Raw genomic sequence first — 14,170 nt, forward strand, 5'->3', positions numbered from 1 at the left:
GCTCCTCAGCGGTCAGCTCCAGCACCGCCAACTTCGGACCACGACCGTCACCCATACCGTCAATCTATCAACGAATCAGCGACTCGGAGCACTAGAACACCTTGGAGGAGTACCCCCGCGCGTGCGGGGACGACAGCTGGCGCTGGTCGTGCCAGATGCGGTCGGCGGGAGTACCCCCGCGCGTGCGGGGACGACGAGGGCGAGCTGCTCGTTGCGGGTGCATGTGTGGGAGTACCCCCGCGCGTGCGGGGACGACAAGTCGGCACGTGGGTACGGCGCCCGCGCTACCGGAGTACCCCCGCGCGTGCGGGGACGACCCGATCGATTCCATGGACGGCGGCGCCTACACGGGAGTACCCCCGCGCGTGCGGGGACGACGCCGAGGTCGACACGTCGAAGCTCGCGTCCACGGGAGTACCCCCGCACGTGCGGGGACGACGGCATGAACTCGACGGCCGCGGTGACGTCGATGGGAGTACCCCCGCGCGTGCGGGGACGACGTGCGGCTCATCGACGACCTCGGCATGCCGGACGGAGTACCCCCGCGCGTGCGGGGACGACGACCCGGACCGCCCGCCCACCGAGGACGAGAAAGGAGTACCCCCGCGCGTGCGGGGACGACGGCTCCGCCAGCCGGACGCAGGGGGAGGCAGACGGAGTACCCCCGCGCGTGCGGGGACGACGCCGGCGTGTTCTACGAGGCGGCCGACGTCGAGGGAGTACCCCCGCGCGTGCGGGGACGACTTCGCGCGCCAACGTGCGCTCGTCACGCGACGCGGAGTACCCCCGCGCGTGCGGGGACGACCTGACCGACACCGCGGACGAAAAGCTGACCGTGGGAGTACCCCCGCGCGTGCGGGGACGACGTGACTCTCCGTCACTATGCCCGGGAGTACTGCGGAGTACCCCCGCGCGTGCGGGGACGACGCCGAGACCCCCGAGGGTGCCGTCGCCCTCAAGGGAGTACCCCCGCGCGTGCGGGGACGACTTGCTGCCGCGGCGGACTGTCCAGCCGATGGCCGGAGTACCCCCGCGCGTGCGGGGACGACTTTGGCTGCCGCGGGCCTTCCGTTCCTCGGCCCGGAGTACCCCCGCGCGTGCGGGGACGACTCGGTTTAGCTGGGTCGTGGAATGTTCAGAAGCGGAGTACCCCCGCGCGTGCGGGGACGACCCCACCGGGTTCCGCGGCACGAACCTCCCGCCGGGAGTACCCCCGCGCGTGCGGGGACGACTTGGCCAGCCCGGAGACGTCCTCGCCGAAGGCCGGAGTACCCCCGCGCGTGCGGGGACGACGCTCGGCGCGGGCCATGCCGGCCCGGGCGGGAGGGAGTACCCCCGCGCGTGCGGGGACGACACGATGTACAGCGTCCGCAGCGGCAGGATGTCCGGAGTACCCCCGCGCGTGCGGGGACGACGCCGGTGCCGGGCTCGATGCAGGACGAGAACTCGGAGTACCCCCGCGCGTGCGGGGACGACGTTGCGGATGTCGCCTCGGCGGGGGCGCTGATGGGAGTACCCCCGCGCGTGCGGGGACGACTTCGCCGCGACCGCCGCGACGAGGTGCGCGTCGGGAGTACCCCCGCGCGTGCGGGGACGACATTGCGCCGCGGACGAACCGGCGGTGGTCGAGGGGAGTACCCCCGCGCGTGCGGGGACGACGCCTACCCGGGCCCCGGTCCGAAGTGGAACGAGGGAGTACCCCCGCGCGTGCGGGGACGACGCTTGGTGAGCTGGGACTTTATCGGCGTGGACGTGCGATTAGAATCAGTCCGTCGAGATCGATTGGGTGCCAGCGGTCTCGACCCGCAGTTCGCGTTGCCCATCCTTGCTCGTTGCGCGCGGGCTCGATCATGATCGTTTGCCCGTCGCCGACTCGTTCGGCAAGCAGATTCCATAGACGGTCGCGTACTCGACTGCTGGGATTGCCAACAAACACGCCGGGCGCGACTTCGATCATCCAGCGAGTAAGGTGGCCTCGGAGGCCTTCTGCGACTGCAATCAGCACAACGACGGTCACCAGTCAACCTGCTTAGCCGGGTCGACGTCAGGCCCGGTCACGCCGACGAGTAAATCGTCGGAGAGGTTGTCTGCGTAGTCGATCGCCCAGTTGACGCCGCCGGGAACGCTCCCGTGTTCCTCGTCCCATAGTTCGTTGATGTCAGTGTCTTCGGCAGCGGCATGGTCAGCGAGCAGTAGTGCTTTGATGTCGCGGACGATGCGGGCAAGAAGTTTGCCGTCAGCGACTTTGTCGCGGAGGGCTATGCGGGCGTCTCGCTCGCTGACGTGCCCTGCTGCGGCGAGGTCGAAGGCGATCGGGATTGTGTACTCGGCTTTGTACAGGTCGGCGATGTCCAGGACGAACGACGTGGCGCCGCCGGTGTGGACGAATCCGAGTCCTGGGCTGGCGCCGATGCCGACGATGGTGGCGTGGCAGATGGCGTAGAGGCAGCTGTGGGCGGCCGAGAGGAGCCGGTTGACATCATCGCCGGCGTCGAATGGGTGTCCTGGTCTGTAGACACGTCCGTTCCATGGAACGCCGGTGCGTGTCGACTGTTCTCGGTACAGCTTCTTGATGCGTGTTCCTTCGCGGCCGCGCAGTTGTTGCATGGTGAGTTCCGAGACGTCTTCGTCGGGGAATCGCATGGCGTACATGCGTCTGGCGACGGCGAGGCGTTCCTTCGTGCGGGTGACGAGGTATGCCTGCCGGATCAGGAGGCGGGCGCCGCGGCTGGGTCCCAATCCTGAGGCGTACATGCGGACGCCACGTTCGCCGACCCAGGACACGGCGGTGCCGGAGTTGGCCAGCAGCGCGATCGCGGCGTGTGTGTTGCGGGTGCCTGGTCCCAGCAGGAGTGTTGCGATCATCGCGGCGGGGACTCGGATCGTGCGTTCTCGGTTGACCAGCACGATGGCGTTGTCGGCGCGGTCTACGTGGCATTTCTCGACGTACAGGTTGGAGATCCGGTCGGCGACGCGGTGGAGGTCTTGGGGGTTGGCGAGCCACCACATCAGGTGTGTGCCGCGCTGATGGTGGGCGCGAGGGTGATGAGTCCGAGGCCGTAGGCCTTGCCGTGGCCGACGCCGTGCAGCAGGCTCTGGCGGGCGGTGTCGGGGTCGGTGACGGTGAGGGCGCCTTCGAATGTTGCGGTCTGCAGGACCACGGGTGCGGCGCGGTCGCTGCTCTTGTTGAAGGACAGTCGTTCGCGGCCGGACACGCGCACCGCCGGGAGGCCGGCTTCTCCGTCCACGAGGGTGAAGCCCCACCGGTCGATCCGGGAGGTGAACCAGGCGAGTTGGTGGGCGACGGTGCGGTGCGGGACTCGGACGCCGCGTGGCCTGTGTTGGGTGAGACGTTCCTTCTGCGTCGGTGACGGGCTGTCGGGAGTCTTGGTGGAGCTGGTCGGGTTGGCCTTGAGCCGGAAGGTGAACTGCCTGCCGTGTGCGATCTGGTTCAGCAGCGGCTCGTAGGGGCGGGTGATGGCCTGTGGTTCGTCGGCGTGTGGCCAGCCGGCCTGCTCGACGAGGTGTTCCCATGACGGGTGGCTGTCGGTGAGTACGAGCAGGCTGAGCCGGTGCTGGGTGACCGGGTCTGGTTCGAGACGCCACAGGACGCGTTCGCTGACGGGTTGGCGGCTGATGCCGGCCAGGACCGCAGCGTGCGCGACCTGGGGGTTGCGCAGGATCAGTTGGGCCTTGGTGCGTTGCGGGTTCAGCCAGATGCGTGACAGGTAGGGCATCGGATCAGCCTCCGAGCAGTGCGAAGGGGTTGTGGCCGTCGGCGAGGGGCGGGTAGCCCGGCGGTGTGGCCCAGTGGTGTTTGACGGTGCGTGTGGTGAAGGCCCGGTGTAGCGGGTCGAAGGTGGTGGGGAGGTCGGTGCGTACATCGTCGCCGGTGGGGTCGTCGACGGTGATCGGCAGCGGGCCGGTGGGTGGTGTACGCGTGGGCGCCTGCCAGGGCGCGCGGAGCAGGACGTTCAGGATGTCGCCGTGCCACAGATCGGTGCCGTGCTCGGGGTCGGTGAGCAGCAGCGGCTGTGTGGGCGGGCATGATCGCCGGCCGAGCGAGAGCGGGAACGCGGGGTTGCGGATGGCGATGGTGAGTGTTTCGAGCAGGGGTCGCGGGCCGCTGACGGCGGCGACGAAGACGGCGTCCTGGAGGTAGTAGCGCGTGGTGAGGTGGGTGTACTTGGGCGGTGAGGTGCGTTTTTGGGTGCCTTTGGCGTTGACCTGGGCGGATGGCAGGGGTGTGCCGTCGAGTGTGCTGACGGTGTGGTAGTCGCGCAGCATGGTGCCGGGCCGGTCGGTGCGCACGCCGAAGGTGAGGCTGAGCAGCACTTCGATCGGGTCCTGACGGCGCAAGCCGTGTGCGGCTGCGAGCAGGCCGAGCACGCCGCTCTTGGTGGGTTCCGGTTGGGTGTCGCGGCGGTTGAACTGGCTTTGGCCGCCCCACGACTGGATGGGGCCGGCGAGCCGCAGCACGAGGCTGTGCGGGCCGGGCGCCGGGGGCTGGCTCATGCCGGGACGTTTTCGGTGATGCGGGCTGTGACCGCGTCGCGGACTGCGGCCACGATCTCGGCGAATGGCTGGACCGGGCCGAGCGCGGCCGGCTCGGGTACAGCCTGCTGGTCGTAGAGTGACGTCACGGACAGCGGAGTGACGCCCCACAGGCGGGCTGCCTTGGCCAGTTCGGCGTCGAGGCGGCGGGCGGATTCGGCGGCGATCCCGTCGCGGGGACGGGTTTCGCTGGCGTAGGCCGATGGGAGCCGGACCGGGTTTTCGAAGGCGGAGACGAGGTTGACCGGCTGGTCGCCGCGGACCACCACCGAGACGAGATTCGGCAGCGTGTGATGCGCAAACGTGTTCGCGTGTCCGGTCGGCATCGAGTAGACGAACGCCTCGAGGAACGCGGCGAGGGCGTCCACGGCCGCGTCGGCCCGTCCGTCGAGGTTCTCGATGAGCTGGTGCATGCCAACCGTCGCGAACCGGTACAGGGTGGCGGAGGTGAATTCGACCGTGCCGATCATCCCGGCGCCGGCGTCCTCGATTTCGCGGTCTTTGGCATCGTCAACAGCGGTGAAGTAGTCGAACTCGAAGCTGGCTTCGTGGGTGCTGAGCGCGTGGGCGACCTGGGTGGCGGCGTCGACGTTGAGCGCGGTGAGGTCGGCGACCATCCGGCCGAAGAGGGCCACGTCGATTGGGTGTCCTTCGGTGAGGACCTGCTGGACACCGAGCTCCGCGGTGGCCTTCGTGAGCGGCTCGCCGGTGAGCGCGAGGAGGTCGCTGGCGTTGTCGGCGACGAGGTCGACGAGCCGGTCGAGCTGTGCCCTGCCGTAGAACAGCAGGTAGGCGCTCTCCTCGGCCTTCTTCTTACTGGCGGTGAGTCCGAGCCCGGCCAGCATGGCGTCGGCGAGGCGCCGAGCCGCTTGCGGGTCGAGGCCTGTGCGGGCGGTGATGCGGTCGGTGAGCTGCTGGCCAATACGTTTGGTGCGAATGCCGAGCTGCTCGGCGGGGAGGTTCAGGCGCTCGCTGAACGCCAGCCGGGTGGCACGTTTCCACGCCTGTGACGAGACTCGAGCGCGGCGCACCCCGCCGTAGATGGCCTGCTTGGGGCTGCCGGCGTCGTCCCGGTTGAGGTTCGACGGCGGGACGGTCTGCAGGATGTGCACGTCAACGTAGGTGCGGTTCACAGCGACTCCTCGTCGGTCAGCTGGGTGGGATCGGTTGCGGTGTCTTCGTCGGTGGTTCGGCCGCTGCGGGTGAAGTACTGCATGCCCCACCGGCGACGGACCTGGGCGGCGCCGTCGGGGAAGTCCCAGCGCCGGAGGTCGTCGAAGAGCATCGTGTAGTCGAGCGGCTGGCCGATGCCGCGCAGCTGGGTGACCAGGCCTCGCAGGTGCAGGACAAGCTCGGTGAGGTCGGATGCGGTGGCGGCGCTATTGAACCGGCGGTCGACCGGGCTCGATTTCGTCCAGTCGGGAGCAGCGGGGCCGGTGGCCGGTGCTGGGCCGCCGGTCCGTCGTGGGCCGTGCTGGCGGAGTCTCAGCACGGCGGTGCCGAGACCGACGTTCGGGCGGTGCATGGACGTGGCCTGAGACTGCTGGTGAATCGCGAAGAGTATGAGGGCGGCATGTTCGGCGGCGTAGCGCGCGGTCGTCCGCCCGTCAGGATTGATCTGCGTGTAGAACGGCCACATCGCCGGAACCGATCCGGGAAGTCGGCCAACACCGCGGCGTAGTGCGGCCAGATCGGCGCCAGCCCTGCTGGCGAATCGCGCACCGCCAGCCCTGTAGCGCTGCCAGTAGAACTGGGGCCGCTCGTCTGTGATGGACATGTCGTCACGCACCTCCTGAAGGTGTGCCGGCAGGAACCGGTTCGCCAAGAATGCTGCGGATCGCTGCGCGGAATCGGGCCTCCGCGGCGGCGGCGCGATAGATGTCCCGTAGGCTGTGGACACGGCCGATGAACGTTTCGGGCGGGACCGCGTTCAAGGCGCCCTCGGCGGCTGTCAGCACAATGCGGCGTGCCTCGGCGAGCCACAGTTCCTCGGTTGCGTCGATGTCGTCGGGACGCCGTTGCAACCGGGACAGCACCTCCCGCGCGACAGGGTTGAACGCGTGCACCATCCGGTCCCCGAGCCGATCGCCCTTGTCCCAGGTCAGTTTCTCGCCGCCGGCGGCGAGTCTGAGCTCATCGCCGAGCCGGTTCGTCGCCATGCGGAGGTCGTCGGCCTGGCTGACCATGGCCTCGACCAGCTGATAGACGCTGCTGTCGGCGTTGAGTGCCGCCAGCGGCATCGGCAGCAGATCGACGATCAGGTCTTCCACGACAGCGGACTGGTTGCCGTACTGCACCCCCACCGTCAGGACCCGTAGCGGGTAGTCGATCGGCAACTGATCCCGGTCGTGGTCCTGGAGGTCGCGGATGGTGCCCAGCACCCGGGGGCTGGAGCCGTGCGGGTTGTTCGCTGCGGTGGCAAGCATCGGCAGCATGCCCCGCCAGGCGGACTGACCGACCGTGTGCCGGACCGGCACCTGCTCCTTACTGTTTTTGGACATCCGCCAGGCGGTATGCGGTTCGATCTCGTCCGGGAGCCGAGTCATCCGGTCCCCGGCGGACAGCACCACGCGTCGGATGACGGTTGTCCCGTCGGGGCCGGCCTCCGGCACGAGCCGGATCCGGCGGGCCTGCCAGGTGAGCAGGTCCAGCAGGCCGCGGACCGGGCGCTGCTGCCATCCGGGCCCGGCAGACGGATGCTGGTCGGGGCCCGCCCGCCACTGTGGCCGGTCGTCGACTCCCGTGGCGGACGTGACCGGCACATGCAGCAGCAGTGTCTGGGCGAGGGTGTTGCCGAGCGGTAACACCACGCCGATCCCGCCGAGGGGGCCGGTCGGGTTGCCGGTCGTCTTGCCCGCCCGCACCATCGGGTCGCCGTCCGCGCCGGACTTGATGGCCGCGGTGTCCCAGCAGTGCGTCGCCAGCGTCGCCCTGATCGCCTCCGCCGGGGACAGCGTGGGTGGTGTTGCTTCGGTCCGGGCCGAAAACAGCGGAACGTTGTTGCCGGAGGCCGCCGATGCGATCAGCACCGACACCGGCTTGGTCTCGCCGTTGACGGCGCGCAACGTCGCGACCTGCGCGAGCGGATGCGTGCCGAAGACCTGGAACCGGTCACGGTACCGATCCAGGTAGGCGTCGATCGGGCCTTTCGCGTCAGGTCCGGGGTCGGCCCACGGTGGGTGGCGGTCGAGGACCGCCGCCGCCCAGAGTTGGCTCCATTCGCGCGGCGTCCGGGGGTACCGGCATCCTGCGTCGACGAACAGCGCATCGAGGTAGACCGGCAGCAGCACCTGCCGGAACAACGCAACGGCCTCCAGCGGCGAGTCCAACGCGACACCCAGCAGGTGGTGCGCCTCGAGCAACGCGACGCGCAGCGAAACCGTCTGCCGCCCGTCGCGGGTCATCACCGGGATCCACGGATCCGTGGTCAAGTCGAAGCTGAACATCTCGTCCTTCCACGCGTCATTGAGCGTTGGACTGTTCGAGGTGCATGTGCGCTGGCAGGCACGCGAGGGGCGGAGCGGCGCACCGGGCGCCGGGCTCCGGACCGGCCGAGCGTAACACCATTGACCCAATTGGGTATAGCTGGTGGAGGATGCTTGATCGTTTCGTCCAGTACGCTGAACACGCCCGGCTCCGCCGGGGTGCCCCGTGGGTGTAGCTCGTCCATAGGTCCTCCCCGCCATGCGGGGTTCTCACGGTGCCGGCTCATCGACGAGCCCCAGTTCGAGGTCGTAGCTGAGCCGGTGCCGTCCCACAATCGCGCTGTTCCCGTCATCCAGTTCCAGCACCCTGATACGACGTAGCCAAGGGTCGCCGCCAGCCTCGGATAATGGAGCCAACTCAAGCCGCGCGTCCTCGCTCAACGACGCTGGCAAGCGCACCGTCGACCGGGCGACGGCCTCGGCCACGTCCGGATCGCTGATCATGGTGTCGGCGGGACCAAGGCAGCGCCCGTCCAGGGTGTACTTGAGGTCACCGCGTCGGCGAAGCACGACGACTTCGATGCTGTCCGCACCGTCACGCACGACCGCGGACACGGCGTCGTCGTCGTCAAGATCCCGGGTCGCCCGGTCATGGAGTCCCGCGAGGTCAGTGCAATGCAGCTCACCGGCACCAGCCAGGATGAACTTCTTGGCGTTGTCCCGCCGAATCGCGTCACTGCACTGCCACTGCGCGAGCGCCGCATCGACGTCCGCCTGCCAGTCCGTCGGCAGCGACTCCCCGGCGTCATAGCCCCGCTGCACGAGCTCAGGAACCTGCGCCGGCACGCTCCACCCGCCTCCGGCACTCGCTTCCCGCACGAGGTGCGCCGCACGCAACAATGCATAACGGCCATAGACGTGTTCGCTGCCGCGGGGGAACACGGGCACGCCGCCGCCCACCGACGACATGCCGGCGACCACCACCCTCGGCGAGGCAACACGGCACGGCCGAGCGTCCGCCGGACGGACATGGCGGTGAAGCCGGCCGATGCGCTGCAGCAGCAGGTCGATCGGCGCCAGATCACTGATCAGCAAGTCGGCGTCGACATCGAAGGACTGCTCAGCGAGCTGGGTGGCCACGACGATCATCTGCGGCGGACGTGCCGGTGCCTGCTTACGATCCGGCGCACCGAGCAGATCGAGCACCCGTTCCGTGCGGTCCACACGCTCGCCCATCATCAGCCGCGCGTGCAGCAACACCGTGGTCGTGCCGTCGCCCGCAAACGCCTGCCGTAACGCCTGGAAGGTCTGCCGTGCGCGGCGGACCGTGTTACGCACGACGAGGAGACAGCCACCGTCAGCCAGCGCCTCGGCGACCATGGCCACGAGCTTCTCCGGTCCCTCACGCGGACCCTCGTCCAGCACCTCAACGGCAACGCCGACCGAATCCCGCCACGGCTCGGCCGAGCAGCCGCCGCTCTGCACTCGACCATCCGCCGCGGCCACCCACCGCACCGCCGGGTATCCCCCGTCCCCGACCACCGACACAGGCACCGCTACATCGGGTTCCCGTACCACTCCCTGCAGATACGCCTCGGCCAGCTGCCGACGCATCGCCGGCGGCAACGTCGCCGACAACAGCACCACAGGGACGCCAGCGTCGCCGAGCCACCGCAACGCCTCGGTCAAGAACTGCATCATGTACACGTCGTAGGCGTGCACCTCGTCGAGGACAACGACTCGACCGGCCAGCCCGAGATGGCGCAGCATCACATGCCTGGTGCGGGTCGCCGCGTGCAACAGCTGGTCGATCGTGCCGATCGTGATCGGCATCAGCAGGCCACGTTTCGGCCCGAGAAACCATTCCGCTGGAACCGCCGTGCGCTGCCCGGCATGCGACCGTCCGGTCACCACGCCGAACACATCCTCACAGCCGTACTCGTCGTCATCGACGTCGCTGAAACGCGCCTCGCGCATCTCTCGCCAGCGCTGATTGAACCGGCGCTTGCCATGCAGCAGACCGACCGGGACAGCGGCGTCCAAAGACTGAGCCCAGTCCACGACGCGGCTGAACATCGCGTCGCTCGTAGCCTGTGTCGGCATACCCACGAACACACCATCGGCGCCGAACCGAGACGCTAGGACCTCAGCAGCCGCGAGCGCCGCCTCCGTCTTGCCCTCGCCCATCGGCGCCTCGATGAACATCAGCCCGGGACCTGGCATCGTAGAGGCGAGCTCGACGGCCGACGCCTGGACCGGTCGGACCTCGCGTCGGCGGAACCGCTTCTCGAAGAACCCGGGCGGCGCGAGCAACGACCGGTCACGCCAGCCGCCGTGGAGCTCCAGCCTCTGCCACGCGTCCCGGGCTCGTGCACGCGCCACGTCCATCGAGACCTGGTCCAGACGGTCGATGCCGGGGAATCGGTTGCTGTCACTGGCGATCCAGTCCGCCATGATCACCGCGCCGGACAACGCCAACTGCATGGCCCTGCTCGGTGTCGAGGTCGGCTCAAGGCCAGCGAGGTCAACTCCCACCTCGCAGCTGACCGCGTTGACCAGTTCCTGCTGAGCACGCCGCCACTCCGGCCCCTGGCCATGCCCGTGACGGACCGGCGTTTGATACCTACCGCGCTTCGGCACCATGCCGTGATGACCAGTCACCATCGGCACCACCCAATCGACCTGGTCAACACTCCAACCAGCCGCGCGAAGCGCGTCCCGCACAATCACCCCGCCAGCCAGGGTGTGATGCCATTGCTTCGCGTCTTTCGGCAACGATCTCCACCGCAAGCCGTGCGCTTGGACCGCTGCCGCCAATGCCGTCACCTTGTCCTGGAAGGCTGGCGTCGCCTTGCCGACGTCATGGAGCGCGCACAACACAACGAACAGCTGACGGCCGCGGCCACCGCAGCAAGCGTCCAGCCGGTCGCGCGCTGCTGGGGCCAGATAGCGGTCCCAGATCAGCTCACCAACAGCCGCAGCGTCGAGGAGGTGCTGGACAAGCAGGTTGGGGCGGCCACCGGCGTTGGACTTTCCCCAAAACGGCGCGAGCCGCCGCAACAGTTCCGCATCCACGCCCGGCAACATAAAGCAGCGGTACGACAGTTTCAGGAGGCGTGATGCGGCTTTCGTCCGGAACAACACGAATCGTACGAAAGTGTTTCACCCGAACGAACGAGCCGTTCCGGGTAGCGCAACCCGAATCGTCGGCAGTGCGACTGAACGAGAATCGGCCGACGTGACAGTAGAATCGCTGGTCAGCAAGTGTCGTCCCCGCACGCGCGGGGGTTCTCCCTCGGCGGAGGCGACGATCGCCGCCGACCTGGCGTCGTCCCCGCACGCGCGGGGGTTCTCCCCCCGAGGTGATCAAGGCCCGCTGGAAGACGGCGTCGTCCCCGCACGCGCGGGGGTTCTCCGGGCGCCCAGACCGCGGGCACGGGCTGCACGGTGTCGTCCCCGCACGCGCGGGGGTTCTCCCGGGGCGAGCGCCGCGGTGATCGCCGCCTGCGAGTCGTCCCCGCACGCGCGGGGGTTCTCCTCCTGCCCCCGCTTCCATGTCCCTGTAGCTCAGGTCGTCCCCGCACGCGCGGGGGTTCTCCCCGATGCCGGTCCTGATCGTGCCCGTCGCCGACGTCGTCCCCGCACGCGCGGGGGTTCTCCCGACCAGTTGATGTCGCGCACCATCTGCGTGAGGTCGTCCCCGCACGCGCGGGGGTTCTCCGGGGGCGAGATCCTAATGCATCTGCACATGGGTGTCGTCCCCGCACGCGCGGGGGTTCTCCGTTCTCCCACCACCAGCGGCAGTTCATCCGCTGGTCGTCCCCGCACGCGCGGGGGTTCTCCGCTCATCGACGGTCATTGGGCGCTTGCGGCTCAGTCGTCCCCGCACGCGCGGGGGTTCTCCTCCCCTACTCGCTACGTTGGCGGGGGGAAGCGTGTCGTCCCCGCACGCGCGGGGGTTCTCCGTACCTCCACGACGACACCGTGGATGAGGACCGGTCGTCCCCGCACGCGCGGGGGTTCTCCTCATGATCGTCCGTTTTTGTGGCTGTAATTCTGGTCGTCCCCGCACGCGCGGGGGTTCTCCGAACCCGGCTGTCGATCCGGTCGTCACCGTGCCGTCGTCCCCGCACGCGCGGGGGTTCTCCGCCGATGCCGACCATCGGCGCGCCGCCGGCGGGGTCGTCCCCGCACGCGCGGGGGTTCTCCGCAGCACAGCAGGCATTCCGGCAGTGCTTCACAGTCGTCCCCGCACGCGCGGGGGTTCTCCGGGCTCGTGGGAGCCGTGGGTTGAAGCGGACGGGTCGTCCCCGCACGCGCGGGGGTTCTCCGCAGTTCATGGCCGAGACGCTGAGCCAGATCTCGTCGTCCCCGCACGCGCGGGGGTTCTCCCTCGGACGCGGTGCCGCCGGTGACGTTGCTCCAGTCGTCCCCGCACGCGCGGGGGTTCTCCCGCGTTCGCAGCAACCGTCACCGTCGGGCCGATGTCGTCCCCGCACGCGCGGGGGTTCTCCGACTCACAATATGGTCCACGCGTTGCAGCGGTTGTCGTCCCCGCACGCGCGGGGGTTCTCCGGGCATGTACGGCCCGTACGACGACAGCGCGTCGTCGTCCCCACACGCGCGGGGGTTCTCCGACCCCCACCGGCATTCTCGACCGGGAGAAGCAGTCGTCCCCGCACGCGCGGGAGTCTCCCGTCAGGTACTTGACCACGTCGCCCTTCTCCAGGTCGTCCCCGCACGCGCGGGGGTTCTCCCACCCTCCGCCGATCATCCGAGACGTTCCGGGGGGTCGTCCCCGCACGTGCGGGGGTTCTCCCTGGATGCGGCCGTCGTCGACGGCTTTGTCAACGTCGTCCCCGCACGCGCGGGGGTTCTCCCGACCGTGCGGTGCCGCCGGCCGGGTTCGTCGAGTCGTCCCCGCACGCGCGGGGGTTCTCCGACCGGGGTGTTCCCGATCAGGTGGGAGGACTAGTCGTCCCCGCACGCGCGGGGGTTCTCCGAAGGAGGCGAAGGCGACTGTGGCTACGGTGCAGTCGTCCCCGCACGCGCGGGGTTCTCCTAAAACGTTCAACGGGAATTGCTATCTCGTTGAGTCGTCCCCGCACGCGCGGGGGTTCTCCCGAGGTCACGTACGCCTACAAGGTCGGCTCCGGGTGTCCCCGCACGCGCGGGGGTTCTCCCAGGTCTCCCGCCAGCGAGTCCGTGTAGACCACGTCGTCCCCGCACGCGCGGGGAGGGTACTCCGTACGAGGTTCCGACGCCGATCACCGCGGCTCCGTCGTCCCCGCCCGCGCGGGGGCGCTCCCGGCATTACGCCAGCGCTGCTGGCGTTGAAGAGGTCGTCCCCGCACGCGCGGGGATGCTCCTGACGAGGCACGGCGCCCAGCACGCTGCCACCAGTCGTCCGCGCACGCGCGGGGGTGCTCCGCTGACGCGCACGTAGTTGCTGCTCGTGCCGGAGTCGTCCCCACACGCAGGGGTTCTCGCATCCGGATCGATCCAGCTCACGCAGCTGGCATACACGTCGTCCCGCACGCGTGGGATTCTCCGATCAGCCTCACGCTGAGCGGCCTCGTGCCGTGGCACCAGGTTGCGTCCGCATCGAGCGCGGCGCGTGTTAGGGGTCCGCGGGTGATGGCCAGGCACACACTGAGGTGCTCCACACGCTAAGAGGGGTGGCGTGCCCGTTTAGGCAGGTTCCGGTACACGGTGCGGGGTGTTCTGCCGATCTTTGCGGCGATCGCGGTGACGGTCATTGTGGGGTCGGTGCTGAGCAGTTCATCGATGGCCTGCCGGGTGGCAGGCGTCGCCGCAACGGTTGCTCCTGCATCGTTGCTGGAGGGCGATGCTGTCCGCGCTGCGGGCGCCTGGCTCGCCGCGTGAGCGTCGGTGTCGGGATCCGGCCGCGGCGTATCGTCCGGTGAAGCGAGCTGTTCGGCGGCGGCGTGATCGGCTGGCGTCAGCCGTCGCAGGTCGGGGTCCGCCTCGAGCGCTTTCGGAAGCGTGTCGGGCGTGTCGACGTTGTGGCCAGGCAGGGTCGAGGGTTCGGCAGAGCCGAGCTGGGCCGGGGCCAGGTCGGCGGCGATGAGCGCCGTCAGGCCGTCGTAGTCGGCGCCGTCGGCGAGGCGGACCGCGATCTCGTCGAGGTCGTAGACGGCCACCGCGATGTCGGCGGTCGTCGGGTCGAC

8 protein-coding genes, 1 pseudogene and 2 CRISPR repeat arrays are annotated in these 14,170 nt (G+C 69.3%); all 9 genes and pseudogenes read right to left on the bottom strand.

Annotated features, from left to right (window positions below; translation table 11 throughout):
* Positions 1-106: 106 nt before the first annotated feature.
* A CRISPR array of direct repeats spans positions 107-1,720; the repeat unit is 28 nt; unit sequence GGAGTACCCCCGCGCGTGCGGGGACGAC.
* Between the two features lie 18 nt (positions 1,721-1,738).
* Complete coding sequence (gene cas2e / locus ABT369_RS56965; protein WP_350626988.1) at positions 1,739-2,017, bottom strand: type I-E CRISPR-associated endoribonuclease Cas2e; 279 nt, start codon at positions 2,015-2,017, stop codon at positions 1,739-1,741.
* Positions 2,014-3,009, bottom strand: a complete 996-nt coding sequence (cas1e, locus tag ABT369_RS56970; protein ID WP_350626989.1) for a type I-E CRISPR-associated endonuclease Cas1e — start codon at positions 3,007-3,009, stop codon at positions 2,014-2,016. The genes cas2e and cas1e overlap by 4 nt, the downstream gene beginning before the upstream one ends.
* The gene (cas6e, locus tag ABT369_RS56975) at positions 3,009-3,737 is read right to left on the bottom strand and encodes a type I-E CRISPR-associated protein Cas6/Cse3/CasE (RefSeq protein WP_350626990.1); all 729 of its coding nucleotides are present in this window, start codon (positions 3,735-3,737) and stop codon (positions 3,009-3,011) included. Before cas6e ends, cas1e begins: the two co-directional genes overlap by 1 nt.
* Before the next feature lie 4 nt (positions 3,738-3,741).
* Positions 3,742-4,515 (bottom strand): type I-E CRISPR-associated protein Cas5/CasD, encoded by a 774-nt coding sequence (cas5e, locus tag ABT369_RS56980; protein WP_502891967.1) that lies wholly within the window; start codon positions 4,513-4,515, stop codon positions 3,742-3,744.
* Entirely contained in the window at positions 4,512-5,687 is a 1,176-nt protein-coding gene (gene cas7e, locus ABT369_RS56985) for a type I-E CRISPR-associated protein Cas7/Cse4/CasC (protein WP_350626994.1), read from the bottom strand. The genes cas5e and cas7e overlap by 4 nt, the downstream gene beginning before the upstream one ends.
* A complete protein-coding gene (gene casB / locus ABT369_RS56990) occupies positions 5,684-6,343 on the bottom strand; it encodes a type I-E CRISPR-associated protein Cse2/CasB (RefSeq protein ID WP_350626996.1) in 660 nt (219 codons plus the stop codon). The genes cas7e and casB overlap by 4 nt, the downstream gene beginning before the upstream one ends.
* Positions 6,336-8,000 (bottom strand): type I-E CRISPR-associated protein Cse1/CasA, encoded by a 1,665-nt coding sequence (casA, locus tag ABT369_RS56995; RefSeq protein ID WP_350626998.1) that lies wholly within the window; start codon positions 7,998-8,000, stop codon positions 6,336-6,338. The genes casB and casA overlap by 8 nt, the downstream gene beginning before the upstream one ends.
* A 249-nt stretch (positions 8,001-8,249) precedes the next feature.
* A complete protein-coding gene (gene cas3, locus ABT369_RS57000) occupies positions 8,250-11,054 on the bottom strand; it encodes a CRISPR-associated helicase Cas3' (protein ID WP_350627000.1) in 2,805 nt (934 codons plus the stop codon).
* A gap of 191 nt (positions 11,055-11,245) precedes the next feature.
* Positions 11,246-13,409: direct repeats of the CRISPR family, unit length 28 nt; unit sequence GTCGTCCCCGCACGCGCGGGGGTTCTCC.
* 239 nt (positions 13,410-13,648) lie between these two features.
* A pseudogene (locus tag ABT369_RS57005) lies at positions 13,649-14,170 on the bottom strand (hypothetical protein); the annotation flags it as partial.

This window comes from Dactylosporangium sp. NPDC000244 (genome assembly GCF_040300725.1).
In the GTDB taxonomy this organism is placed as follows: Bacteria; Actinomycetota; Actinomycetes; order Mycobacteriales; family Micromonosporaceae; genus Dactylosporangium.